Source organism: Microbacterium sp. che218, assembly GCF_040436305.1.
Taxonomy (GTDB): domain Bacteria; phylum Actinomycetota; class Actinomycetes; order Actinomycetales; family Microbacteriaceae; genus Microbacterium; species Microbacterium algihabitans.
This window is the reverse complement of the sequence record NZ_AP031501.1, coordinates 2831115-2855475: the sequence shown is the minus strand read 5'-3', so window position 1 is coordinate 2855475 and position 24361 is coordinate 2831115. Positions and strand designations below refer to the sequence as shown.

Annotated in this window: 21 protein-coding genes; 8 read left to right on the top strand and 13 right to left on the bottom strand. The window is 71.4% G+C overall.

The features are described from left to right. Window positions 1-64 precede the first annotated feature (64 nt). From ABXS86_RS13375 to ABXS86_RS13355, 5 genes are all read left to right on the top strand, one after another. The gene (locus ABXS86_RS13375) at window positions 65-763 is read left to right on the top strand and encodes a nucleoside/nucleotide kinase family protein (RefSeq protein ID WP_353664801.1); all 699 of its coding nucleotides are present in this window, start codon (window positions 65-67) and stop codon (window positions 761-763) included. Continuing rightward, window positions 760-1536 (top strand): ATP-binding cassette domain-containing protein, encoded by a 777-nt coding sequence (locus ABXS86_RS13370; RefSeq protein WP_144832155.1) that lies wholly within the window; start codon window positions 760-762, stop codon window positions 1534-1536. Before ABXS86_RS13375 ends, ABXS86_RS13370 begins: the two co-directional genes overlap by 4 nt. Continuing rightward, window positions 1533-2618 carry an ABC transporter permease gene (locus ABXS86_RS13365; protein WP_251508558.1) on the top strand — a complete coding sequence of 362 codons (1086 nt, stop codon included), beginning with the start codon at window positions 1533-1535 and terminating at the stop codon, window positions 2616-2618. Before ABXS86_RS13370 ends, ABXS86_RS13365 begins: the two co-directional genes overlap by 4 nt. Before the next feature lie 75 nt (window positions 2619-2693). Continuing rightward, window positions 2694-3683: an ABC transporter substrate-binding protein gene (locus tag ABXS86_RS13360; protein WP_353664800.1), complete on the top strand. Its 990-nt coding sequence runs from the start codon at window positions 2694-2696 to the stop codon at window positions 3681-3683. A 507-nt stretch (window positions 3684-4190) separates the two neighbouring features. Further along, window positions 4191-5654, top strand: a complete 1464-nt coding sequence (locus ABXS86_RS13355) for a mannitol dehydrogenase family protein (protein WP_353664799.1) — start codon at window positions 4191-4193, stop codon at window positions 5652-5654. A gap of 109 nt (window positions 5655-5763) precedes the next feature. Here ABXS86_RS13355 and ABXS86_RS13350 read toward each other — a convergent pair whose 3' ends face one another. The 8 genes from ABXS86_RS13350 to ABXS86_RS13315 all read right to left on the bottom strand — a co-directional run bounded on the left by ABXS86_RS13350 (window position 5764) and on the right by ABXS86_RS13315 (window position 14642). Beyond that, window positions 5764-6891 (bottom strand): alpha/beta hydrolase, encoded by a 1128-nt coding sequence (locus ABXS86_RS13350; RefSeq protein WP_353664798.1) that lies wholly within the window; start codon window positions 6889-6891, stop codon window positions 5764-5766. Then, on the bottom strand, window positions 6888-7814 hold the full coding sequence (locus tag ABXS86_RS13345) for a hypothetical protein (protein ID WP_353664797.1): 927 nt from the start codon (window positions 7812-7814) through the stop codon (window positions 6888-6890). The genes ABXS86_RS13350 and ABXS86_RS13345 overlap by 4 nt, the downstream gene beginning before the upstream one ends. Then, entirely contained in the window at window positions 7808-8239 is a 432-nt protein-coding gene (locus tag ABXS86_RS13340; RefSeq protein WP_353664796.1) for a hypothetical protein, read from the bottom strand. Before ABXS86_RS13340 ends, ABXS86_RS13345 begins: the two co-directional genes overlap by 7 nt. A gap of 52 nt (window positions 8240-8291) precedes the next feature. Then, the gene (locus ABXS86_RS13335) at window positions 8292-8936 is read right to left on the bottom strand and encodes a helix-turn-helix domain-containing protein (RefSeq protein ID WP_353664795.1); all 645 of its coding nucleotides are present in this window, start codon (window positions 8934-8936) and stop codon (window positions 8292-8294) included. 238 nt (window positions 8937-9174) lie between these two features. Next, window positions 9175-10827, bottom strand: coding sequence for an alpha-amylase family protein (locus ABXS86_RS13330; protein ID WP_353664794.1), 1653 nt, complete (start codon window positions 10825-10827; stop codon window positions 9175-9177). A 296-nt stretch (window positions 10828-11123) separates the two neighbouring features. Further along, window positions 11124-12095 (bottom strand): LacI family DNA-binding transcriptional regulator, encoded by a 972-nt coding sequence (locus ABXS86_RS13325; protein WP_307214130.1) that lies wholly within the window; start codon window positions 12093-12095, stop codon window positions 11124-11126. Between the two features lie 189 nt (window positions 12096-12284). Continuing rightward, window positions 12285-13172 carry a hypothetical protein gene (locus ABXS86_RS13320; RefSeq protein WP_353664793.1) on the bottom strand — a complete coding sequence of 296 codons (888 nt, stop codon included), beginning with the start codon at window positions 13170-13172 and terminating at the stop codon, window positions 12285-12287. A 75-nt stretch (window positions 13173-13247) separates the two neighbouring features. Beyond that, window positions 13248-14642, bottom strand: a complete 1395-nt coding sequence (locus tag ABXS86_RS13315; protein ID WP_353664792.1) for an FGGY-family carbohydrate kinase — start codon at window positions 14640-14642, stop codon at window positions 13248-13250. Between the two features lie 83 nt (window positions 14643-14725). Here ABXS86_RS13315 and ABXS86_RS13310 point away from each other — a divergent pair, with 83 nt between their 5' ends. Continuing rightward, on the top strand, window positions 14726-15940 hold the full coding sequence (locus ABXS86_RS13310) for an HAD-IA family hydrolase (protein ID WP_353664791.1): 1215 nt from the start codon (window positions 14726-14728) through the stop codon (window positions 15938-15940). 93 nt (window positions 15941-16033) lie between these two features. Here ABXS86_RS13310 and ABXS86_RS13305 read toward each other — a convergent pair whose 3' ends face one another. Then, window positions 16034-16723, bottom strand: a complete 690-nt coding sequence (locus tag ABXS86_RS13305; protein WP_353664790.1) for a DUF2848 domain-containing protein — start codon at window positions 16721-16723, stop codon at window positions 16034-16036. A 129-nt stretch (window positions 16724-16852) separates the two neighbouring features. Here ABXS86_RS13305 and ABXS86_RS13300 point away from each other — a divergent pair, with 129 nt between their 5' ends. After that, window positions 16853-18199 (top strand): MFS transporter, encoded by a 1347-nt coding sequence (locus tag ABXS86_RS13300; RefSeq protein ID WP_307213872.1) that lies wholly within the window; start codon window positions 16853-16855, stop codon window positions 18197-18199. Here ABXS86_RS13300 and ABXS86_RS13295 read toward each other — a convergent pair. Continuing rightward, window positions 18196-18855 (bottom strand): GntR family transcriptional regulator, encoded by a 660-nt coding sequence (locus tag ABXS86_RS13295; protein WP_307213873.1) that lies wholly within the window; start codon window positions 18853-18855, stop codon window positions 18196-18198. The two genes, ABXS86_RS13300 and ABXS86_RS13295, sit on opposite strands and share 4 nt — an antisense overlap. Before the next feature lie 45 nt (window positions 18856-18900). Here ABXS86_RS13295 and ABXS86_RS13290 point away from each other — a divergent pair, with 45 nt between their 5' ends. Continuing rightward, window positions 18901-19704: a carbon-nitrogen hydrolase family protein gene (locus ABXS86_RS13290; protein ID WP_307213875.1), complete on the top strand. Its 804-nt coding sequence runs from the start codon at window positions 18901-18903 to the stop codon at window positions 19702-19704. A 32-nt stretch (window positions 19705-19736) separates the two neighbouring features. Here ABXS86_RS13290 and ABXS86_RS13285 read toward each other — a convergent pair whose 3' ends face one another. From ABXS86_RS13285 to ABXS86_RS13275, 3 genes are read right to left on the bottom strand one after another with little or no spacing between them, the layout of a single operon-like run. Continuing rightward, entirely contained in the window at window positions 19737-22535 is a 2799-nt protein-coding gene (locus tag ABXS86_RS13285; protein ID WP_353664789.1) for an FAD-binding and (Fe-S)-binding domain-containing protein, read from the bottom strand. Continuing rightward, window positions 22532-23530, bottom strand: coding sequence for a PfkB family carbohydrate kinase (locus ABXS86_RS13280; RefSeq protein WP_353664788.1), 999 nt, complete (start codon window positions 23528-23530; stop codon window positions 22532-22534). The genes ABXS86_RS13285 and ABXS86_RS13280 overlap by 4 nt, the downstream gene beginning before the upstream one ends. Next, window positions 23527-24354 (bottom strand): class II fructose-bisphosphate aldolase, encoded by an 828-nt coding sequence (locus ABXS86_RS13275; protein WP_353664787.1) that lies wholly within the window; start codon window positions 24352-24354, stop codon window positions 23527-23529. The genes ABXS86_RS13280 and ABXS86_RS13275 overlap by 4 nt, the downstream gene beginning before the upstream one ends. Window positions 24355-24361: the final 7 nt, after the last annotated feature.

Genomic DNA, 24361 nt, shown 5'->3' with positions numbered 1-24361 from the left:
GCCGGACCCGCTTCATCGACGCAGCACTCCGCCGTGGTGCGTCGCCTGGAAGGACCACACCGCTGTGACCCACACCTCGGAGAACGACGCGACGACCGCCGCCGCGACCGTGCACCTCGACGACCTCGTCGCCCGTGCACGGCAGCTCGCGGCGCCGGGTGAGCGACGCATCCTGGGCGTGGCCGGCACCCCCGGCGCGGGCAAGTCGACCGTGAGCGACGCCCTGCTCGCGGCCCTCGGCGACGACGCGGTGCTCGTGGGCATGGACGGCTTCCACCTGGCCAACGACGAGCTCGTGCGCCTCGGTCGCCGCGACCGCAAGGGCGCTCCCGACACCTTCGACGTCGAGGGCTACATCGCCCTGCTCGATCGCATCCGCGCCGGACACGAGGTCTACGCCCCGCGCTTCGACCGCACCCTCGAGGAGTCGATCGGCTCGGCGGTGCTCGTCCCCGCGGGAGTCCCGCTCGTTATCACCGAGGGCAACTACCTGCTCCACGACGAGTTCGGATGGGATGCCGTCGCCTCCCGCCTCGACGAGGTGTGGTTCCTCGACATCGACTCGCACGCGCGCCGGGAGCGCCTCGTCGCGCGCCGCCTCTCCCACGACCACCCCTACGACGAAGCCGTCGCCTGGGTCCGCGAGGTCGACGAGCGCAACGCCCTCGTCGTCGAGCGCGGGCGCGAGCGCGCCGACCTCGTCGTCACCGTCTCCGACGCCGCCGCCGGCGGCGTCGGCCACCACGAAGGAGCTTCTTCATGAGCACCACCACGGCCACGCCCGTGCTGCAGGCGCGGGGTCTCTCGCGGCAGTTCGGGTCCGTCCGCGCCCTGCACAACGTCGACTTCGAGGTCTACCCCGGAGAGGTCACCGCCCTCATCGGCGACAACGGCGCCGGCAAATCGACCCTCGTGAAGGCCCTCTCGGGCAACCTCGCGATCGATGAGGGCGAGATCCTCTTCGACGGCAAGCCCATCGACATGTCGAACCCCCAGGTCGCATCCGGCCTCGGCATCGAGACGGTCTACCAGGACCTCGCGCTCGCCCCTCACCTCGACCCGGTGCAGAACATGTACCTCGGTCGCGAGATCCGCCGCCCCGGCCTCGCCGGCGCGCTCGGCTTCATGAAGACCAAGGACATGGCGAAGGCCTCCCGCGACGCGTTCGACGAACTCGGCGCCACCGTCCGCAGCCTCACCTCCCCCGTCGGTGAGATGTCGGGCGGTCAGCGCCAGGCCATCGCGATCGCGCGTGCCGTGCACTGGGCCTCGCGAGTGGTGTTCCTCGACGAACCGACCGCTGCGCTCGGCGTGCGTCAGACCAAGAACGTGCTCGAGACCATCCGGCGCGTGCGCGACAAGGGCATCGCCGTGGTCTTCATCTCGCACTCGATGCCACACGTCATCGACGTCAGCGACCGCATCCAAGTGCTCCGCCTGGGCACCCGCGTCGCGAACATCAACGCCAAAGACACCTCCATGGAAGAGCTCGTCGGACTCATGACCGGCGCCGTCACGAAGGACGACCAGAAGTGAGCACCAAGACTCCTCCCACCGAGACCGTCGCCATCGGCACGTTCGATGACAACCAGAAGGTCCACCCCGTCCGCGCCATCCTGCGGACGCAGGCCTTCCAGATCCTGCTGGTGCTGCTGGCGATCATCATCGTCTTCAGCATCATCGCGCCCGAGTCGTTCGCGCAGTGGTCGAACTTCCGCCTCATCATCCAGAACGCGTCGATCCTCGCGGTGCTCGCGGTCGGCATGACCTACGTGATCATCACGGCCGGCATCGACCTCTCGGTCGGCTCCGTCCTCGTCTTCTCCGGCGTCGTGTCGGCGCTGACGATGCGCGCCCTCGGCGGCGAAGGCTGGGGGGTCGCCACCGTCGGCATCATCGTCGCCGTCTTGAGCGGCGTGTGCTGGGGGCTTCTGAACGGCTTCCTCATCGCCAAGGCGAAGATCCCGCCGCTGATCGTCACGCTGGGCTCGCTCGGCATGGCGCTCGGTCTCGCGCAGATCCTCACCGGCGGCGTCGACGTGCGCGACGTGCCCACCGTGCTGACCGTCTCGATCGGCTACGGCAACGTCTTCGGCACCGTCCCGATCATCAGCGTCATCGCCCTCGTGGTCGTCGTGATCGGCGCGATCGTGCTGCACTACACGAAGTTCGGCCTTTACACGCTGGCCGTCGGATCGAGTGAGATCGCCGCCCGCCGGGTCGGTGTGAAGGTCGACGCCCAGCTGATCAAGATCTACACGATCTCCGGTGCCCTTGCCGGGCTCGGCGGCATCCTCTCGCTCTCGCAGTTCTCGACCACCGCGATCGCGGGGCAGTCGCAGACCAACCTGAACGTCATCGCGGCCGTCGTGATCGGAGGCACCTCGCTCTTCGGCGGCGTCGGCACGATCATGGGCACCGTCGTGGGCCTGTTCATCCCCGCGGTGCTGCAGAACGGCTTCGTCATCACCGGCGTGCAGCCCTTCTGGCAGCAGGTCGCGGTGGGCGCGGTGCTGATCACGGCGGTCTACGTCGACCAGGTGCGCCGCACCGCCGCCACCCGCGGCAACTCCCAGGGCCTCTGGCGCAAATTCCTCAGCGGAGGTCGGCGCGGCTGAGCCGCGGCGGCATCCATTCCCTCTCCATCCCTTACCAACCCGACAGCAGTACTCGAAACAAGAACGGTGATCACAATGAAGTGGAACAACAAGGCGACCGCGCTGGCGGTCTTCGGTGTGGCGGCGACCCTCACCCTCGCGGGCTGCTCGGGCGGCTCGGCCTCCGGCGGCGCGTCCGGCGGATCCGACGGCGGCTACAAGATCGCGTTCGTGCAGGGCGTCGCCGGAGATGAGTTCTACATCTCCATGCAGTGCGGCATCCAGGCCGAGGCAGAAAAAGAGGGCGCCACCGTCACCACGCAGGGTCCCGAGAAGTTCGACCCGACCCTGCAGAAGCCCATCGTCGACGCCGTCGTCGCCTCCAAGCCCGATGCTCTGCTGATCGCGCCGACCGATGTGTCGGCCATGCAGGCGCCCATCGCGGCGGCCGAGGCCGCCGGCATCAAGGTCGTCCTCGTCGACACCACCCTCGAGGACCCCTCGGGTGCGGTCTCGCAGATCTCGTCCGACAACGAAGGCGGCGGCGCAGCCGCGTTCGAGGCGATCCAGAAGGCCAACCCCAACGGCGGCAAGGTGCTCGTCGTCTCGACCGACCCGGGTGTGTCGACGACCGACGCGCGTGCCCAGGGCTTCGAAGACGCCGTCGCTAAGGACAGCAAGTTCAGCTCCGTGGGCGTGCAGTACTCGCACAACGAGCCCTCCACCGCCGCCGAGATCGTCACCGCGGCTCTGCAGAAGGACCCCGACATCGTGGGTATCTTCGCCGCCAACCTGTTCGCCGCCGAGGGTTCCGCCACGGGTGTGCAGCAGGCCGGCAAGCAGGGTCAGGTCACGATCGTCGGCTTCGACGCGGGCCCCGCCCAGGTCAAGGCCCTCGAAGCCGGCACCGTGCAGGCCCTCGTCGCACAGGAGCCCGCCACCATCGGCCAGGACGGCGTGCAGCAGGCCATCGCCGCCCTCAAGGGCGAGCCCACCGAAGCCAAGATCCAGACCGGCTTCACGATCCTGACGAAGGACAACATCGACACCGACGGCAAGGACGCGGTGTACAAGTCGTCCTGCTGATCGACACCGGATGCCGGGAACTCGCCGTTGCGCGGGGTCCCGGCATCCGCCCCTCCCGCCCGGGGCTTCGACAGGCTCAGCCACCGGGCTCGCGCAACGCAAGGTCCCTGAGCCCGGAGGCTCGCGCAACGCAAGGTCCCTGAGCCTGTCGAAGGGCCGGGACCACCTGCCCCCTCCCGCCCGGGGGCTTCGACAGGCTCAGCCACCGGGCTCGCCCACCGTCAAGTTCCTGAGCCCGGAGGCTCGCGCAACGCAGGTCCCTGAGCTTGTCGAAGGGACCGGGACCACCTCCCCCCTCCCGCCCGGAGGCTTCGACAGGCTCAGCCACCGGGCTCGCGCAACGCAAGGTCCCTGAGCCCGGAGGCTCGCGCAACGCAGGTCCCTGAGCCTGTCGAAGGGCCGGGGCCACCTGCCCCCTCCCGCCCGGGGGCTTCGACAGGCTCAGCCACCGGGCTCGCCCACCGCCAGGTCCACCCGCCCCTCTCTCCACGAACCACGGAGCCCCGCATGACCGACCTCACCGCCGCCGCCCTCCCCTCCCTCGCGGCGAACGTCTCCGTTCCGACGTACGACAGGTCGGCCGTGCGCTCGCGCATCGTGCACTTCGGTGTGGGCGGCTTCCACCGGGCGCACGAGGCCATGTACCTCGACCGCCTGCTCGAAGCCGGCCACACCGAGTGGGGTCTGTGCGGAGTCGGGGTCCTGTCGTTCGACGCGGCCATGCGCGATGCGCTCGCCGCGCAAGACGACCTCTACACGCTCGTCACCACCGCCCCCGACGGCACCTCCGCGGCGCGCGTCGTGGGCTCGATCGTCGAGTACCTCTTCGTGCCCGACGACCCCGAGGCGGTCGTCGCCAAGCTCGCCGACCCCGACACCGCGATCGTCTCGCTCACCATCACCGAGGGCGGGTACGGCATCGACGATGCCACCGGCGACTACGCCCCGCGCGACGAAGCGACCCTGGCCGACCTCGACGGAGCGACCCCTCCGCGCAGCGTCATGGGCCTGCTCACCGAGGCTCTGCGCCGACGCCGGGATGCCGGCATCCCCGCCTTCGCCGTCATGTCGTGCGACAACATCCAGCGCAACGGACACGTCGCCCGCGCCGCCCTGCTCGGTTTCGCAGAGCGGCGCGACGCCGCGCTGTCGGGCTGGATCGCCGAGAACGTGTCGTTCCCGAACTCGATGGTCGACCGCATCACCCCCGTGACCACCGACGAGACGCGCGACGCGATCGCCTCGGAGTTCGGCATCCGCGACCGCTGGCCGGTGCGCAGCGAGTCGTTCGAGCAGTGGGTGCTCGAAGACGCCTTCCCCGCCGGCCGTCCGCCGTTCGACGAGGTCGGGGTGCAGCTCGTCGACGACGTCGAGCCCTACGAGCTGATGAAGCTGCGCCTGCTCAACGCCTCGCACCAGGCGATGAGTTACCTCGGCATCCTCTCGGGCGCGCACTACGTGCACGAGGTGTGCACCGACCCGCTGTTCATCGACTTCCTGCAGGGCTACATGCACGAGGAGGCGATCCCGACGCTGCGTGCGGTCCCGGGGATCGACCTCGACGCGTACTGCGACCAGCTCATCGCCCGTTTCGGCAGCGAGGCGATCCGCGACACCCTTGCGCGTCAGGTCGTCGACGGCTCGGACCGCCTGCCGAAGTTCCTGCTGCCCGTCGTGCGCGAGCAGCTCGCCTCGGGCGGACGCATCGACCACGCGGCCCTCGTGCTCGCGGGTTGGAGCGTCTTCCTCGAGGGGCGGACCGAGTCGGGCGAGGAGACCCCCGCGGTCGACAGCCGTCTCGACGAGCTGCGCGCGATCGTCGCGGACGATCCCGCGGCCCTGCTCGATTACGCACCGGTCTTCGGCGACCTCGGGCAGAACCCGCGCCTGCGCGACGCCTACCTGGCGGCGCGCGCGTCGCTGGCCGAGCGCGGCGCCCGCGGCGCGATCGCCGAGGTCAACGGCGCGTGAGTCCCGCGAATGCAGGTGGCTGAGCCTGTCGAAGCCACCGGCACCCGCGCACCGCCGGCCCCTTCGACAAGCTCAGGGACCTCCGACGTGCTCAGGGACCTTCGTCTCCTCAGAGATTCCGCAACCATCCGGCGATCCCATCGTGGAAGCGCTCGGTCTCCTGGTTGGCCTCGTTGCAGTGTCCGGTGGCGTCGAACGCCAGGAGCTCGGCATCCGGATGCCGTTCGACATAGGCGACCGAACCCGAGAACGGCACCACCGGGTCGACCCTGCTGTGCACGATGAGGGTCGGGATGCCGGGGCCCGGTCGCTGCGGCCCGACCCAGGTCAGCGCGCGGGCGTCGACGGCCTCGACGAGGCCGAGGGCGCGGGCCCCCACGGGGCTGCCGAGCACGCGCATCGAGGCGGCCGCCACGGTGCGCGGCAGGTGAGCGGATGCCACGGCGTTCTCGACGATGCGCGTCCAGTCCAGCGCCGGGGCCACGAGCACGAGCCCGACAAGGGCGTCGCGATGGGCCGACTGTTCCGCCGCGAGCATCGCGATGGTGCCGCCCATCGACCAGGCCACGAGCACGATCTCGCGCGCTCCGCGTTCGACCGCGTAGGCGATGGCGTCGTCGACGTCGCGCCACTCGCGCGTACCGAGCGTCGAGGGCAGGGTGTCGGCGGGGGCGCACTCCTCGTCGCCGGCGTACGAGACGACGAGCGACATCCACCCGGCGTCCACGGTCGCCGGCGCCGACCGCAGCGCACCGTTGCGGCTCGAGCGCAGGCCGTGCACGTGAATGGTCCACCGGCCGTCGGCCGTGGCCTCGTCGCCGATCTCCCACGCCTCGGCCACCCCGCCGCGGCGGAGCGGAATCGACACGTGCCGGGTGGGCCCGACGTCTTCGGGGGCGCCGATGTTCTGCGAGGTCCACGCGGCGATCACCTCGCCGTCGGCCAGACCCGAGGGACGTTCGAGCACCGTGCGCACCACGCGGTCGCCGTCGGTGCGGACCACCTCGCCGACCCTCAGGTGCGACCCGTCGTCGAGCCGCAGACCGTAGGTGCCCGGCTGCAGACTGTCTGCCGTGGCGGGGACCGAGACGGTGTCACCCTCGATGAAGGCGGGCGAGAACACCTTCGGCGCGCGCGGTGCGATCAGCCTTCGCGCGACGTACCCGGCGAGGGCGGTGTGCGCGAGGGCGACCGTCGCGACGGTCGCGCCGGCGCCGATGGCGAGCGAACGGATCATGAGCGGGCTCCCGAGGTCTGACGGGTGAGGTGGGCGTCGACGTCGTCGAGCAGGGCGCGCTGATGCCCCGCGAGCGGCGTCGAGGTGGCGATGGCGGCGTCTTCGATCGCGACCCGCAGAGCGTGCAGCCGCGTGTCGGCGACCGCATCGGCGGCGAGCCCCGGCGGCACGGTCACACCGCGTTCACGGGCGACCTCGTCGACACGCGCGAGCAACGTCTCGCCACGTCGGTGGATCGCGGTGGTGGTCCTCGAGGCCACGAAGATCCCGACCACGAACGAGACGACACCGAGGTAGAACAGCGGGTCGAACAGGGCACTGACGACGGCGTTCGGGGCGAAGAAGCGCGTGAGGGTCAGATCGGCGATCTCGCTGACGCATCCCAGCACGATCCCCACGGCACCGATGCGGAAGAACACCCGCGTGCGCGGCAGCGACACCCCCGCCGACGCGCACAGCAGCGCCCCGACGAAGGCGATCCCGGCCATGTGCACCACGCCGTAGAACCAGGCGCCGGTCGAGGTGGCGGCGGCCTCTTCGAGGAAGAGGAACGACGACGCGGGCCTGTCGGGCATGGCGGCGAAGAAGACGACGACGAACACGGCGCCGAGCACGATCGGCACACGCCACCGCAGGGTGCGCACGCTCGCGGTCACCGGGGCGGTGCCCGCCTGAACGCCGAGCCACAGCGCGACCATCGTCAAGGCGTTCTGCACCAGCTTCAGCACGTTCGTGCCTCCGAGTGCACCGTCGAGCACGTCGAGCGGCACCACCGTGCCCTGGGTGAGCAGGGCCACCACCCCGACCGCGGCGGCGAGCCAGGCGATGCGTGCCCGCGGCTGCTGCCAGGCGACCCGCGCTCGTAGGACCACGACGAGAAGCAACCCCGCGAGCGCCGCGTCGATGAGCAGCACCGTCACCACGACGACTCGGCCACCCTCGGCGAGGCGTAAAGCAGGCGCGCGATGCGGTGGGCGACGTGCTCCGCGACGAGTTCCGCCTCGTATTCCGGCGTCGTGAGGCCGGGAGCGGCGTGGGGCGACGCCGCGGAGCGCTCGTGCAGCGCCCCCGAACAGTGCGCGTCGTCGAGGAGATGCCCCAGTTCGTGCGAGGCGGCGAACTGGCTGTAGACGGTGGCATCCGAGGCCCGCACGTGGATGCTGCCCTCGCGCCGATCGGCGAAGTACGCCAGGAACCCGGTCATCGTGCCCCAGTGCGCCGTGTCTACCTCGGGCACGATGCTCAAGCGGATCTCGAGGGCCTTCTCGACCGCCGCGACGACGTCGTCGAAGGTCATCCCCGGGGTCAGCGCGGCGCGGCGGAATGCCACGTCTCCGCGCTCACGCACTCGAGCGAGTATCTCGTCCGATTCGTTCACGACCGTTCCCCCTTGCGTCCGCTCACGTCGCGGGCGGCCTGCCGCGCAGCGACCGGGCGATGGCGCGCAGCGCGTCGGGGGACATCTCTCCGAGGGCGCGGAACTGGATGCTGCTGGCTCCGGCCTCGCGCATCGCTTCGCGCAGTTCGAGCTCCGCCTCGGTGCGATCGGTGACCGCCTCGTCGGTGTGGTCGATGAGGTACTCGACCGGCACGTCCGCCCAGTCGGTGATGGCCTTCAGCACTTCCTCATCGAGCACGACCGTGTTGCTCGTCGCCGCGAGCAGCGCCCGCGCGCTCTCGGCGAAGGCGGGATCGACGCCGTCGAGGTGGGCGGTGAGATCGGCCTCGCGAGAACCGTGACTCGCGATGAGACGTCGCACGCGAGCGGCGACCGGCGCTGTCTGCACCCGCATCTCGACGCGGGGAGCGGCTTCGGGATTCGCCAACTCCTCGGGCGATACCCCGAGGGCCGCGGCGAGCGCCTCGAGATCGTTCGTGTTGTACGGCAGCGAGAAGCCGGCGCGCGACTGGTAGTAGCTCTTGGTCATGCCGGCGCGCGTCAGAAGCTCGCCCACCGTGAGGCCCTTCGCCTGACGGAGGCGATCCACATTCGCCACCACTCGGCGGGAGTACCGCGAGGGCGGTCCGACGGCGCCGCGACCCACGTGTCGATCCTAAACGTCACCCGCCGCGAGCGAGTGCTCGTATTTACGAACATGCGCCGGGTGCTATTTACGAATCGCTGTGCTTGTATGGAACAGACCGCGAGCGGGGAGCCGTGGGGGAAACCCCGCTCGCGCGTATCGGATGCGTCTCGCACTCCGGTCGTCGGCGGCGGGTGCGGCGCCATTGGGGGGCGCCGCGCCCGCTCGCCCCCGGGGTTCGTGGTCCCCGGGCGTTTCGTCACGCGATGCGCCGCTCTCCCGGCCGGATCACGCGCCACCACCGGTGCCCGTATCCGTCGAGGGTGACGTCGAATCCGCCGTCGACGAGTTCTTCGGCGCCGGCCGCGTCGTCGAGGAGGTTCACGACGCTCCAGCCCTCGGCATCCGCCCCCTCGATCGACAGGCGGAACGCCCGGCCGTCGGGAGCGAGATTGTGCGCTGCGACGAGCATTCCGAGTTCGCTGGTGACCGAGTGAGCGAGCACGCAGGAGTGAGGCTGATCCACGATCCCGAGCTCGCCCCACCCGATCTCGGGAGAGGCGCGGTAGTGCCGCACGAGGTTCTGCACGAACCGGAGCATCGAGTCGGGATCGTGCCGCTGCTGCGCGACGTTGACGTGCTGCGGGCCGAAGCCGCCCGGGACGATGTCGGCCACGAGATCGTCGGAGGCGGAGAAGCCCGCATCGCCGTCCCCGGTCCACTGCATGGGTGAGCGCACCGCGGCGCGACTGCCCTCGATCGTGGGGTTCTCGCCCATGCCGATCTCTTCGCCGTAGTACAGCACCGGCGCGCCCGGGAGCGAGAACATCAGGCTGTAGACCAGGCGGATGCGGCGGGCGTCCCCCTCCAGCATCGACGGCAGGCGGCGGGTGATCCCCCGACCGTGGATGCGCTGGCCCTCCTCCGGCGCGAAGGCGGCGAAGACCTCGTCGCGCTCGGATGCGCTCAGCTGATCGAGGGTCAGCTCGTCATGATTCCGGACGAAATTTCCCCACTGATTGCCGCGGGCGGTCTTAGGGCGCGACTCGAGAGCCTCGCGCAGCGGCGTCGCGTCGTGCCGCGCGAGCGCCAGATACAACCGCTGGTTCGCGACGAAGTCGAACTGCATGGTGAGCTCGTCCCCGTCCGCGTCGCCGAAGAAGCGCATCTGCTCGTCGTAGGGCAGGTTCACCTCGCCGAGCATCATCGCGTGACCGCGGCGACGCGAGACGTACCCCCGCAGTTCGCGGAGGAACTCGTGCTCCGGACCGTCGTCACCGTCGATGAGGAACGGCACGGCATCCACGCGGAAGCCGTCGATGCCGAGCTCGAGCCAGAAGCCGATGGCCTTCGCGATCTCTTCCCGCACCTCGGGGTGATCGGTGGCGAGGTCGGGCTGGTGCCGGTAGAAGGAGTGCTTGTAGTACTGCCCCGCGGTCTCGTCGAAGAACCAGACGCCGTCTTCGACATCGGGGAACATGCTGGCGGGCGCGTCGGCGGGCACCTCGTCGCGCCACTGGTAGAAGTGACGGTACCGGCTGTCGGGGCTCGTGCGGGCGTCCTGGAACCAGGGGTGCTGGTCAGAGGTGTGGTTCACCACCAGGTCGACGATCACCCGCATCCCACGATCGTGGGCGGTGCGCAGCACCTCCACCATGTCGCCGAGCGAACCGTAGCGGGGATCGACGCCGTAGTAGTCCGAGATGTCGTACCCGTTGTCGCGCTGCGGTGACGGATAGAAGGGAGCGAGCCACAGGCACGTGACGCCGAGCTCGGCGAGGTGGTCGAGTCGCTGCGCGAGACCGCGGAGGTCGCCCACACCGTCACCGTCCGCGTCGAGGTACGTCTTGACGTCGAGGTTGTAGAAGACGGCGGTCTTCCACCACAGGTCGCTGGTGTCGGTGAGCCTCACAACGTCACCCCCGTCCGGGCGGCGGGGTGGCGCGGAACGTTCGGGAAGGTCGTCATCGGAGCCCTCTTCTCGGGAGCGGTGGCGTCTGTCCTTCCTGTTCCTATCGGGCGCACCTGGACGATCGCGCACTCTTGCCCCCGCCGCGACGATGTGCGTCCCCCTGCGGCGCAGAGGTCCCTGAGCCTGTCGAAGGTCCCTGAGCTTGTCGAAGGTCCCTGAGCTTATCGAAGGTCCCTGAGCTTGTCGAAGGGACCGGCGGCTTCGACGAGCTCAGCAACCTCGGACGACGAGCAGGATCAGAGCCCGCAGGACTCCCGCTCGACGAGCGAGACGTCGATGACGGTGACCTCGTCGAGCCCCAGGCCCGCGTCGGGCTCGAGGCGCGCGAACACCCGCTCGGCCGCGAGCGCGCCGATGCGGCGCGGGTCCTGGTCGATGACGGTGACCGAGGGGGTCAGCGTGTCGGCCATCGGGAAGTCGCCGAACCCGACGAACGGCATCGGGGCGCCGCGCAGCACGTGGGCGAGCGCCATCGACGAGCGCGCGTTTGCCGAGAACAGGGCCGTGGGCGGTTCGGCGAGAGCCCGGAGTTCTTCGAGGGCGGATGCCGCTGACTCCCGGCTCGACACCTCCGAGGCGACGAGCTCTTCGTCGACCTCGATGCCCGCCTCGCGAAGCGCCCGTCGCCAGCCCTCCACGCGCTTGGTCTCGGTCGACAGGTGGACCATGTCGCCGAGGTAGGCGATGCGGCGGTGCCCGTGCGCGATGAGATGGCTCGTCGCCAGGTGGGCACCGGCTTCGTCGTTCTCGGTGAAGGTGTCGGTGTGCAGACCCGCGGGGGCGCGGTCGACGAAGACGATGGGGGTGTGTCCGCGCCAGCGCTCGAGCCACGAGTGATCGGTGCCCACCGGGGCGATGACGAGGCCCGTCAGCTGTCGACCAAGCAGCGATTCGAGCGCCGGCCTCTCGTCATCCGGATCTTCGCCGAGGCTCGTGACGAGCGTCGAGAGGCCGTGGCTGCGGGCGGTGTCTTCGACGGCACGGGCGATCGCGGCGAAGAAGGGGTCGACCACGTCGGGCACGGCGACGCCGATCACCGAGGCGCGCCCCGCGCGGAAGGTGGTCGCGAGTGCGTTGGGCACGTAGTTCAGCTCGCGCATCGCGGTCTCGACCAGCGCGCGCGTGTCGGGGAGCACGTGGGGGTCGTCGTTGAAGACGCGCGACACCGTCTTGGTGCTGACGCCCGCGCGCAGGGCGACATCGCGCATGGTCGTCACGAGGCACCTCCGAGGTGAATGGGCGGGACGGGTTCGAATCGCCACCCTATCCGTCGGCCTGCGTGCCCCCGTGTCGGCGCGGCCTCGCGCGGCGAGGGGCGCCCCGCCCGCGCGGCGGCGTACCGACCCTCCCCCGCGTGCACCCGCGGAGGGATCGACCGCCGCGCGGGCGAGGTCATCTCAGCGCCCGTCGACGGCGTCGGCGAGCTCGCGCAGACGCGGCAGGGCACGACCCGAGAGCAGCTCCTCGCGACGGGCGGCGTCGATCGAGAGGCTGTCCTTCCAGAGCGATCGACCGGCCATGGCACCCGAGGCGCCGTTCGCGACGGCGGTGCGCACCTGCTCGATGAAGGTCTCGTGGTCGACGCCGGCCGACAGCACGGCCCACGGCACGCCCTGAGCGGCCTCGGTCACCCGGGCGCTCGCCTCGGCGGAGCCGGGGTACTGCAGCTTGAGGATCTTCGAGCCGCACGCCACGGCGAGGGCGGCGCCGTCGATGACCAGGTCGGCGAACTTCGCCTTGTACTCCTCGTCGCTCTCGTCCTCGAGCTGGTAGGTCAGCAGCTCGACGATGAGCAGCAGCCCCTCGTCCTCGCACGCCTGCACCAGGTCGCGGATCTCGTGGGCGACGCGGGAGTCGGCATCCTGCTTGTCGGGGCGGGTGTACCAGAGCATCTTGGCGACGTCGGCTCCCTGCTCGCGGATCGAGTGCGGGGTGGCTCCGGGAACGTAACGCGTGTACTTGAGGCCGTCGACGGTCTCGGCACCCGAGGCGTCGAGGCCGACGACGAGGGCGGTGTCGCGGGCGAGCACACCGTCGTCGACGATCTGGGGCAGCGCGACCTCGGGGTCGAGCAGGATGGCCGGCGCGTGGTTGGCGAGGTGGCGCACGAGGTCGGCCTTCACCTCGGCGAGCTCGTCGCGCGAAATCGCATCGGACCCGTGGGGGGCGTCCTTGATGGCGGCCTTCATGCCGTTGCGCTGGTCCGCGGCGACGATGAGCATGTGACCGTCGGGGGTACTGATCGACTGGAGCGCGCGGCGCTCGATCGTGGTGAGTGCGTTCATGATCTCTCTTCTCTGGGGTCTTCTCGCGCCGATGGGCGCGGGCGGTCTGTTCGCGCGTGGTCGGCGCGGGGATCTTCAGGACGGGGCGGATGCCGAGACGAGGCGCCGCGCCATGTCGGCGGCTCCCCACGCGACGTCCTGCTCGCGGGTGGACAGGGACGGATCGGGAAGCACTTCGGCGCGCGCGCGGCGGACGCTCGCCATGCCCGCCCAGCCGCCGGTGAGGGTGGAGCGGGTCGCCGGCGCGACCTCGCGGTCCATGGCCTCGATGAGGGCGGCGACCTCGTCGTTGCTGTGCCGCAGCACTGCGCCGAAGATCTCCGCGGGCGACGCCTCGGTGTGAAGGGTCAGGCGCAGCAAGCCGTCGTCGTTGCGCGCGCCAGTGACCTCGATCGCCCCGGCGGGCAGTTCGCCCTCGTACGGCAGAGCCATGACGGCGGCGTCGAGGGCGTCGCGCCCTGCGCGGTCGCTGATGCCGGCGGCGTGCAGCGCGCGACGCAGCAGCAGCCCGGTCTTCACCCCGGCGACCAGCACGTGCTTGCCGGGGACGACGTGGCGCACCTCGTTGATGAGGGCGTCGGCGAGGCGCTGCCGCGCCGCGAAGCCGAGGGGCTCGTCGAGCACGCGCAGCAGCACCTCGGCGGTGCCGAGCGAGACGTGGTAACCGTCGGCGTCGAGCGTGCCGTTGGCCTGCGCGGCGACGAGGTGGTCGTGGCCGGCGACGGTGAGCGCGGCCCCCGCGAGTCGCGGGCCGAAGGCGTCGGATGCCGTGCCCCAGGGCAGACCGCCTCCGCGCAGCGGCGGCAGCAGGTCGGCGTCGACGCCCAGCGCGTCGAGCATCGCGGGCCAGGCGGCGCCGGAGTCCTGGTCGAGGAGGCCGGTGCGCGAGGCGAGCGAGAGCTCGAGGGCGACGTCGCCGCCGAGAGCCGCGACCACGAACTCCGGCAGGTCGAGCCAGCGCAGACCCGCGAGCGAGGTCCCCTGGTCGCGCAGCCAGGCGAGCTTCGCGACGCTCACCTGCGCACCGAGCGGCAATCCCGTGCGTCCGGCGAACTCGGTGCGCACGGCATCCGGGAATTCCTCGATCTGCTCCCACCCACGTGGGTCGAACCACGCGAAGCCGGGGGCGACGGCGCGACCGGCGGCGTCGATGAGGATCCCGGTCTCGCCCATGCCCGCGACGGCGAGGGACGTCAGCGGCGCGGCGGTCAGCGGCGCGAGCTGGGCGTCGACGAGTCCGACGAGCGAGCGCACGGTCGCGAGCAAGTCGTCGGCGTCGATGTCGGTCGTTCCGCCCTCGCCCACGCGCCACGGGGTGGGCACCTGGGCGCTCGCGATCTCGGTGCCGCGGTCGTCGATGACGAGCATCTTCACGCCCGTGCTGCCGAGGTCGATCCCCCCGTGCAGGCGCACGCCGGCGTCCGCAGAGGCGTCGGCGGGGGCGGATGCCGTGACACCGGTGTCTTGCATGAGCGGCCGTCCTTTCCGGAACTTCTTCGAGTCCCGGAATTTCAAGCATGACACCGGTGACTTGCTACGTCTATGGTGGGGGTATGCCGTCGCCGTGTCAAATACCCGATTCGCTCGCCGTCGTCGTCGCCGGACCCGCCGGCAGCGGCAAGAGCACCCTGGGCCGCGCGATCGCCGCCGAGCTCGGCGCCGCGCTCGTCGACCTCGACAGCGTGACGACTCCCCTGCTCGACGCCCTCCCCGCCGACGCGCTGGGCGGGCACTGGCTCACCTCGCCTTTCGCGGCCGAGATCCGCGCCGGCCGGTACGCGGCGCTGCGTGCGAGTGCGGCCGACGTGCTCTCGACCGCGGGCCGCGTCGTCGTGGTGGCGCCCTTCAGCGCCGAGCTCGCCGGGGGCGACGAATGGCAGGCGCTGCGCGATGCGTTCTTCCCCACCGAACCCGTCGTCGTGCACGTCGACGGAGACCCCTCCGTGCTGGCCGCCCGCCGAGCCGACCGCGCCGCCGCCCGCGACGCGCACCGCCCCGACACCCCCGCCGTGGCTCCGGCGATCGAGGTGCTGGGGGTCGACGCCGAACTGTCGACCACGCAGCAACTCGCGCGCGTGCTGCCCGCGCTGGGGCTGCGGCGTCCGGTGCCCGCTGACGCCGAGATCTTCTCGCGCGAGTTCGACGCCGTGCTCTTCGACCTCGACGGCACGCTCGTCGACTCCACGGCATCCGTCGTGCGCTCCTGGCGCCGCTTCGCCGAGCACTTCGACGTGTCGATGGAGGCACTGCACGCCAACCACGGCCAGCCCGCGCGCACGCTCGTCGGGGTGCTCCTGCCCGCCGACCGGCATGCCGAAGCGCTGGCGCACGTCACCGATCTCGAGGTGACCGATGCCGTGGGCCTGCAGCCCATCCGCGGCGCCGACGTCTTCTTCGACGCCGTCCCCGCCGACCGCCGCGCGATCGTCACCTCGGGATCCGTTTCGATCGCGACGGCGCGCTTGGCCGCCGCCGGCTACGCGGAGCCGGCGGTGTTCGTGACGGTCGACGACGTGGTCCACGGCAAGCCCGACCCCGAGCCGTTCCTGCTGGCGGCCGAGCGGCTCGGCTTCTCACCGGACCGCTGCCTCGTCGTCGAAGACGCCCCCGCCGGCATCGCCGCCGCGCGCGCCGCCGGCTGCGCCGTGATCGCCCTCACCGGCACGACCGCCGAAGAGGAGTTGACCGCCGACCTCGTCGTCGACGGGCTGGATGCCGTGCGGCTCGAGGTCACGGCGTCCGGCGCGCTGCGATTGAGTCCCGCCTGACGTGCCCCCTTGCGCGAGTCGCCGGAGCCGGCGGCTTCGGGCTCTCCGGAAGCGGCGGATCTCGGCGACTCGCGCGCCGGTCGCGCGTGAGCGTCAGCCGATCGGCACCGGCATCCGCTCGACGTCGTAGCTCAGCGTCGACGACTCGCCCGTGGCCTCGTCGAGCAGCTCGACCTCCCAGCGGTCGGCGAACTGTCCGACGCCGGCGATCATCGGGATCGTGCCCGAGATGAGCGCGATACCCTCCGCACGCTCGCCCCGCTCCGCGAGGACGTCGAGCCAGTACCGCGGCGAGAGGAGCTCGCCCACACGGCCGTCCTGGATGAGGGTCCGCTCGGCGCCCACCCACGCCCGGAGGCGGAGGTCGTCGACGCGATCGCCCAGCGACGACAGGCGCCAGGCGCGACGGCCGAGCATGTCCGGACCGGCGTTCTTGCTCCACGCGACGCCGTGCACCTCGAGGGCGCGGTCGGTGTGGTCGCACGCGACGGTGAGCAGCACATCGTCTTCGGTCGGGCCGGCGACGACGATGCCCCACTCGGCCTCTCCCGACGTGCGCTCGTGCTGCGCCTCGACGATCTCGCCCTGCCGGGCGAGGTACGACGACACGGGGTAGAGCGACGGGGTCGTGGTGGGTGCGGGGACCCCCAGCTCCGCGAGTTCCTCGATGTGATGACGGACGGCGGCCTGATCGCGGCCCGCGTAGCCGGCGTTGTACAGGTGCTGCACGTCGACGGAGACGAGGGTGCCCTCGCCGATGATCTCGAATTCCAGAGCGGTCACGTCGCCTCTTTCCTTTGTTACGACGCGGGAAAATCTCGCCGTATCGGTTGCGTATACGCCTTGTATACAGCAAGTATGGGGCAAATGAAAACGCGACGATGCGTCTCGCCGACACCAGATGGGACACCCATGACGAACGTTCGAAACGCCGCCCCGGGCGGCCGGGAGCACAAGCGCTCGCTCGCCAAGGCCTACACGGCCAGCCTCACCGGCACCGCACTGGAGTGGTACGACTTCGCCGTCTACTCCGCGGCCGCGGCCGTCGTCTTCCCCGTGCTGTTCTTCCCCGAGAGCGACCCCCTGACGGGCGCGCTGCTCGCCTTCTCGACCTACGCGGTGGGGTACCTCTCGCGCCCGGTCGGTGGAATCGTTTTCGGCCGCCTCGGCGACAAGATCGGCCGCAAGAAGATCCTCGTCATCACCCTCATGCTCGTGGGCGTGGCGACCTTCCTCATCGGCGTTCTCCCCACCTACGACACCGTGGGGCCGCTCGCCGCCGTCATCCTCGTGCTCCTGCGCTTCGCGCAGGGCGTCGGCGTGGGCGGGGAGTGGGGCGGCGCCGTGCTGCTGTCGAGCGAGTTCGGAACACCGCAACGGCGAGGCTTCTGGGCGTCCGCGGCGCAGGTCGGCCCGCCCGCGGGAAACCTCCTCGCCAACGGCGTGCTCGCCGTCCTGACGCTCATGCTGACTGATGACCAGTTCCTGGCCTGGGGATGGCGCGTCGCGTTCCTGCTGTCGGCCGTCCTCGTGGCCTTCGGCCTGTGGATCCGCCTCGCCCTCGAGGACACCCCCATCTTCCGCGCCATCGAGCAGTCGGGAGACCGCCCGGAAGCCCCCATCAAGGACGTGTTCCGCCTCGAGGGTCGCGGGCTGCTCGCCGCCATCCTGTGCCGCCTCGCACCCGACATCCTCTACGCGATGTTCACGGTGTTCACCCTGACCTACGGCCTCACCCAGCTCGGCATGGACCGCTCGCAGGTGCTGACCGCGACGCTGATCGGTTCGGCGTTCCAGCTCGCCCTGATCCCCCTGGCCGGGTGGCTCAGCGACCTCGTCAACCGTCGCCTGCTCTACGCGATCGCGGCCGTCGCCGCAGCCGCCTGGCCCTTCGTGTTCTTCCTCATGATCGGCGGCGGCTCGCAACCTCTCTTCATCCTGGGCGTCGTCGTGGGTCTCGCGATCCATTCCTTCATGTACGGCCCGCAGGCCGCCTTCATCACCGAACAGTTCAGCCCCCGGCTGCGCTACACGGGGTCGTCGCTCGCGTACACGATCGCCGGCGTCTTCGGCGGCGCCTTGGCGCCGGTCATCTTCACCGCGCTGCTCAGCGCGACGGGCAGCTGGGTCGCGCCGGCGATCTACCTCGCCGTGGCTGCGGTGCTGACGATCGTCGGAATTCTTCTCGGCCGCAACCCGCAGCACGCGGAGGACGAGGAGTACCTCGGAGTGCTGGCCGACTCGCGGGTCGAGTCCTAGGACCCGGTCAGGATCGTCCGGAGGGTGATGCTCAGGTGGTCGTCGATGGCCTTCTCGGCGGCCGCCTGGTCACCCGCCCGCAGCGCGTCGACGATCGCTCCGTGCTCGTGCGTCACGGCGTTCCAGCGCGAGGGACCGATGCCGAGCGCGGAGATGCCGACCCGCACCTGGCGCTCGCGGAGAGCCGCGTAGCTGCGGGACAGGAGCGAGTTCCCCGCCGCGTCGACGAGAGCCTGATGGAAGCGCCGGTCCAGTTCGATGCACTCGCGCGCCTGCTCGAACGTCAACCGGTCGAGCCCGTCGGTCACCGCCTCCTGACGCCGCATGATCTCGGCGAGGGTCTCGTGCGGAGAGACCCGCTGGAAGAGGGCGCGCTGCACCGCGAATCGTTCGATGAGGCCGCGCATCTCCATCAGCTCGGCGGTCTCACGCGGAGTGAGGGCGGCGACGCGGGCGCCGCGACGCGGCTCCAGGTGGACGAGGCCCTCCGACGCCAGAATCAGCAGAGCCTCGCGAACGGGGGTGCGCGAGACGCCCACCTCGTCCGCGACGTCCTGCTCGTTGATGAACCCGCCCTCGACAGCGGGGTCGGTGAGCAGCGAGCGAAGATGACCGAGGGCGCGATCGCGACCCGACGGCAGCACGACTGAAGGCATACGACAGGTATACAACACGGGGACACCCGTACGAAGGAGACATTCATGCGCATCGCCCTGGCTCAGGTCGTCGCCGGTTCCGACCCCGTCGAGAACCTCGCACTCATCGCCCGAGAAACCGCGCGCGCCGCCGTCGACGGTGCCGAACTCGTGGTCTTCCCCGAGGCCGTCATGTGCCGGTTCGCCGGCCCCGATCTCTCCGCGGTGGCGGAACCCGCCGACGGGAAGTGGGCCGCCGAGGTCCGCCGCATCGCCCGGGAAGCGGGTGTCACCGTGGTCGTCGGCATGTTCACACCCGCCGCGACCCCGGGTCGGGTGCGCAACACCCTCCTCGTCGCCGGCGATGCCGAGACCGGTTACGACAAGATCCACCTCTACGATGCGTTCGGGTACCGGGAGTCGGATGCCGTGGAGCCCGGCATCCGTCCCATCACTTTCGATCTCAACGGCGTGCGCATCGGACTGACCACCTGCTACGACGTGCGCTTCCCCGAACTCTTCCGGGCCCTGGCCGCCGAGGGCGCCGACCTCATCCTCGTGTGCGCCTCGTGGGGGTCGGGTCCCGGCAAGCGCGAGCACTGGGAGCTGCTCACCCGCGCACGGGCGCTCGACACCACGACCGTGGTCGTCGCCGTGGGCCAGGCAGACCCCCTCACGATCGGTCGCGAAGACGGAATCGGCGCACCCACGGGGATCGGCTACAGCGGTGTCATCGCCGCCGACGGGACCGACCTCGTGCGCCTGCGCGACGCCCCCGAGACGCTGGTCGTCGACGTCTCGGACGCACTTGCTGCGATGCCGGCTGTGCGCGCGAAGCTGCCGGTCCTCGCCAACGGCGACCGCGTCTGAGGCGAAGCCGCTGCACCCGAGGCGTCCCGCTGCTACCGCGTCGCGCGCTCCAGCAGCTCCAGCACGTGCACGTACGTCTCGCCCGTCGCCTTCGTCATGCCCAGCTCGCAGGTGCGGTTGCACGACGCGAAGGCATCGGCGCCGAGCCCGGCGACCTCGGCCGCCTCGGGGGCCGTCGCCGCCTCGGTGAGTTCCGGATGCAGCATGCCCCGGTCCCCCGCGTAGGCGCAGCAGCCCCACGCGTCGGGCACGCGCACCTTCGAGGCGACGGCCTCGCCCAGCGCGCGCAGGGCCGGGTCGATGCCCAGCTGCGTCGACGAGCACGTCGGGTGCAGAGCCAGCAGCTCGGCCACCGGCGTGGGCTCGAGGTGCGGAAGCAGAGCGGATGCTGCGAAGGCCACGGCATCCACCACCTTCACTCCCTCGTCGCGCAGGGTCGCCGCGAATCCCTCGGTGCAGCTGGACGCATCGCAGACGACGGGGAGCTCTCCCCCGCGCGACGCCGCGGACACCGCCGCGCGGACGCGAGCCGACATCGTGGCGTGCCCCTTCGCGTACCCCTTCGACGACCAGGGCGTGCCGCAGCACAGCGCATCGATCCCCTCGGGCACGATCGCCGAGACCCCCGCCCGCTCGAGCAGCCGCGCGAACGCCGCTGTCGCGCCGATGCCGCCGGAGGAGGCGGGTCCGAACATGCTCCCGACGCACGCGGGCAGGAACACCGCGCTCGGCTCGACCCCCGCGGCGCCGACCACCCGGCCCAGGGCCTTCCGCGACGCTCCGCCACCGGGCAGCTCGGCCGCGTAGCGGGGCACCGTGTCGGTGCCGAGCACCGCGCGCGCGGCATCCGTCACCGCCCGCACCGCCGGCGTGGGCAGCAGGGAGGCGACCGAGAGGGCCGCGGATCCGGCACGCGTCACGGCACCCCATCCGGTCGCCGCGGCCGACCAGCCGGCGGCGAGCACGGGGTTCGCGTCCTCGCGGCGGAAGCGCTTCATGAGCGTCCCGGTGTTGATGAGCACGGGGCACGCCGTCTGGCACATGCCGTCGACCGCGCAGGTCTGCACGCCGTCGTAGTCGTAGTCCTTCTCGAGCTCCGCGACGAGCGCTCCGTCGCCGCGCTCGCGAGCGGCGGTCGACGCGCGCCGCACGACGATGCGCTGGCGCGGGGTGAGCGTGAGCGAGCGGCTCGGGCACACCGGCTCGCAGTATCCGCACTCCACGCAGCGGTCGGCCTCGGGCTCGATCGACACCGGCGTCTTGAGGTTCCGCATGTGCGCGGTCGGGTCGTCGTCGATGATGACACCCGGGTTCAGGATGCCGCTGGGGTCGAGCAGGCGCTTGAGCCGCACCATCACGTCGTACAGCTCGTCGCCGTACTGCCGCCGCACGTAGGGCGCCATCGCGCGACCCGTGCCGTGCTCGGCCTTGAGGTTGCCGCCCGCGTCGAGCACGAGGTCGACCATCGCGTCGGTGAACCCCTCGAAACGGCCGAGGGCCTTCGCGCCCTCGAACCGGTCGGTGAGCATGAAGTGGATGTTGCCGTCCTTGGCGTGACCGAAGATCACGCTGTCGGCGTAGCCGTAGCGCGCGAACAGCTCCTGGAGCCCCCCGCAGGTGTCGGCGAGGCGTTCGACGGGCACGACCACGTCTTCGAGCAGGGCCGTGGTGCCACTCGGGCGGGCGCCGGCGACCGAGGCGTAGAGGCCCTTGCGGAACTTCCACGCGGCCGCGCGGTCGGCGGCGTCGCTCGAGAAGACCGCGGGGGTACGCAGGTCCTGCTCCCCCAGCACGCGCGATCCGCTCTCGGCGAGCGCGCGCAGGGCCTCGAGGTCGTCGGCGTGATACTCCACGAGCAATGCCGCCTGGGTCGTCGCGTCGAAGCCGTGGATCGCGGCGGGAGTCCCGGCCAGACGCTGGCCGACGCGGAGCGAGGTGGCGTCCATCAGCTCGAGCGTCGCCGCGCCCGTCGCGACCAGCGCGGGAAGCGACCGCGTGGCGGCGTCGAGCGTGGGGAACACCGCGAGGGTCGTGGCGATCGCGGGCCGGATCGGCACGGTGCGGAAGGTCGCCTCGGCGACGAACGCGAGCGTCCCCTCCGAGCCAACGACCAGGTGGGCGAGCAGGGCGGCGGGGGTGTCGAAGTCGACGAAGGCGTTGAGGGCGTAGCCCATGGTGTTCTTCATGGCGAACTGCCGCTCGATGAGCGCGACGCTCGCAGGGTCCGACATCACCCGTTCGCGCAGCCGCATGAGCTCGTCGACGAGCGCGGGCTCGCGCTGGGCGAGCAGCCGATCGGCGTCGGGGTCCGCGGTGTCGACGACGGTTCCGGATGCCAGCACCAGCACGACCGATTCGAGGGTGCGGTACGAGTTCTCGACCGTTCCGCACGCCATGCCGCTGGAGTTGTTGGCGACGACTCCGCCGATGGTGCACGCGGCCTCGCTCGCGGGATCGGGGCCGAGGCGGTGCCCGTGCCGCAAAAGCCGCGCGTTGACCTGACGCACCGTGGCCCCCGGCTGCGAGCGCACGCGCCGCCCACCGTCGAGCACGTCGATGCGCCCGAACCCCTGCCGCACGTCGACCAGCAGGCCCGACCCGGCCGACTGCCCCGACAGGCTCGTGCCCCCGGAGCGGAAGGTCACGGGCGTGCCCGACGCCGTCGCCGCGCGCATCACGGCACCGACCTCGGCGGCATCCGAGGCGATCACGACCGCCTCGGGCGTCAGCAGGTAGTGCGAGGCGTCGTTGGCGTACGCGACCCGGTCGATGGCGCGCGTGCGCACACGGGACGGATCACCGACGGCGGCGAGGACCGGCGCGAGGTTCATGCGGCGTCCTCCGGGGTGAGCGGGCGATCGAGTTCCGGCGAGGTTTCGACGAGAGCGCGGATGCCGAGCGGCGACCCCGCCACGAGCGTCGACGCGTGCGCGACGGCGTGGGCGCCCCACTCGGCGGCCGACGCGGCCGCGACGGCGAGCGGGTCGGCTCCGGACGCGTTCGCCGCGGGAGCACGCGTGAGGCCGAGCAGGAAACCGGCGAGAGCGGCATCGCCGGCCCCCGCGGTGTTGGCGACGTACGGGGCCTCGGCGCGGGCGAAGACCGCGCGCTCGGCCGTGACCGCGAGCAGCCCGTCTCCGCCCAAGCTGGCCACGACGGTCTCGACGCCGCGGCCGATGATCTCGCGCGCCGCCTCGATGACCTCGCCGAAGGTCGCGAGAGGGCGACCGACGGCTGCGGCGAGTTCCTCCGCGTTCGGGGTGAGCAGGTCGATGCCGACGGGGTCGGCCAACAGGGCGGCGAGGGCCGCGCCGCTGGTGTCGACGGCGAGGCGCACTCCGCGCTCGGCGGCCCCCGCGCGCACGGCGGCGAGATCGACGAGGGCGCCGGTTCCGGCGAGCTCGGGCAGGCTCCCCGACAGCACGAGACACGACGCGGCGCAGCGGTCGAGCTCGTCGAGCGTCAGCGAGACCGTGGCCTCCCAGGCCTCCGCCGACAGCGGCGGAGTCGGGGCGTTGACCTTCGTCGTCGCCCCCTCGGCGTCGATGATCGAGGTGTTCACGCGCGTCGCTCCGGGCACCTCGACGATGCGCAGCAAATGCGCGGTCAGACCGCAGCGCGCGAACCGCACGTCGTCGGCGCCCAGCACCACCACGGCGGAGGCGTCCGCGCCCCCGGCGGCCAGCGCGGCCGCGACGTTGACGCCCTTGCCGCTCACCTCGCGCGTATAGCTGTCGGCGCGCGCGAAGGCCCCGCGGCGGAGCGTCCCGACCCGATAGGTGGCGTCGATGGCGCCGGCGGCGGTCAGGGTGACGATGCCGCTCATGCGGCGCGTCCCGTCACGACGCCGAGCAGCCGTTCGACCTCGGCGGCGACCGCCGCGCGACCGGGAGCCAGCCAGCGGCGCGGATCGATGGCATCCGGATCCCGCTCGAGTTCGACCCGCACCGCCGCGGTGAGCACCTGATTGAGGTGCGTGCCGATGTTGATCTTGCGCATGCCCGCGCGCACCGCTGCGTCGATGCCGGCGTCGGCGACGCCGCTCGAGCCGTGCAGCACGAGGGGCACGGGGAGTTCGGCGGCGAGTCGGGCGATCAGTTCCCCGTCGAGGGTGGCGCTGCGCTTGCGCATCGCGTGCTCGCTGCCCACCGCCACCGCGAGGGCGTCGACGCGCGTCTCGCGCACGAAGCGCACGGCCTCGGCGACGTCGGTGCGCACCCCAGGGGCGTGTGCGCCCTTGCCGCCGATCTCGCCGAGCTCGGCCTCGAGCCACCCGCCCGCCGCGTGCACGCGTTCGGCCATGGCGGCGGTGCGCTCGAGGTTCTCGGCGTCGGTCAGGTGAGCGGCGTCGAACATGACCGAACGGATGCCGACCGCCAGGGCCTCGTCGACGAGGGGCTCGTCGGTGGCGTGGTCGAGGTGCACGACGACGTCGACCCGTGCCGCGTCGGCCAGCCGGAGGGCGGCGGAGGCGGCGGGCGCCAGACCGCCGTGGAAGGCGATGGCGTTCTGCGAGAGCTGCAGGATCACGCCGGTGCCGGCGGCCTCGGCCCCGGTGACGATCGCCTCGGCGACCTCGAGGGTGATGAAGTTGAAGGCCCCGACCGCGCGGTGCGCGGCGAGCAGGGCGGGCATGTCGGCCAGCGGCACGGCGGTG

Excerpts from the sequence above, each read along its gene's own strand:
- ABXS86_RS13300 (WP_307213872.1), top strand. The coding sequence starts at position 16,853 with ATGACGAACGTTCGAAACGCCGCCCCGGGCGGCCGGGAGCACAAGCGC.
- ABXS86_RS13360 (WP_353664800.1), top strand. The coding sequence starts at position 2,694 with ATGAAGTGGAACAACAAGGCGACCGCGCTGGCGGTCTTCGGTGTGGCG.
- ABXS86_RS13320 (WP_353664793.1), bottom strand. The coding sequence starts at position 13,172 with ATGAACGCACTCACCACGATCGAGCGCCGCGCGCTCCAGTCGATCAGT.
- ABXS86_RS13280 (WP_353664788.1), bottom strand. The coding sequence starts at position 23,530 with ATGAGCGGCATCGTCACCCTGACCGCCGCCGGCGCCATCGACGCCACC.
- ABXS86_RS13285 (WP_353664789.1), bottom strand. The coding sequence starts at position 22,535 with ATGAACCTCGCGCCGGTCCTCGCCGCCGTCGGTGATCCGTCCCGTGTG.
- ABXS86_RS13310 (WP_353664791.1), top strand. The coding sequence starts at position 14,726 with ATGCCGTCGCCGTGTCAAATACCCGATTCGCTCGCCGTCGTCGTCGCC.
- ABXS86_RS13350 (WP_353664798.1), bottom strand. The coding sequence starts at position 6,891 with ATGATCCGTTCGCTCGCCATCGGCGCCGGCGCGACCGTCGCGACGGTC.
- ABXS86_RS13325 (WP_307214130.1), bottom strand. The coding sequence starts at position 12,095 with ATGCGCGATGTCGCCCTGCGCGCGGGCGTCAGCACCAAGACGGTGTCG.
- ABXS86_RS13355 (WP_353664799.1), top strand. The coding sequence starts at position 4,191 with ATGACCGACCTCACCGCCGCCGCCCTCCCCTCCCTCGCGGCGAACGTC.
- ABXS86_RS13295 (WP_307213873.1), bottom strand. The coding sequence starts at position 18,855 with ATGCCTTCAGTCGTGCTGCCGTCGGGTCGCGATCGCGCCCTCGGTCAT.
- ABXS86_RS13290 (WP_307213875.1), top strand. The coding sequence starts at position 18,901 with ATGCGCATCGCCCTGGCTCAGGTCGTCGCCGGTTCCGACCCCGTCGAG.
- ABXS86_RS13315 (WP_353664792.1), bottom strand. The coding sequence starts at position 14,642 with ATGCAAGACACCGGTGTCACGGCATCCGCCCCCGCCGACGCCTCTGCG.
- ABXS86_RS13370 (WP_144832155.1), top strand. The coding sequence starts at position 760 with ATGAGCACCACCACGGCCACGCCCGTGCTGCAGGCGCGGGGTCTCTCG.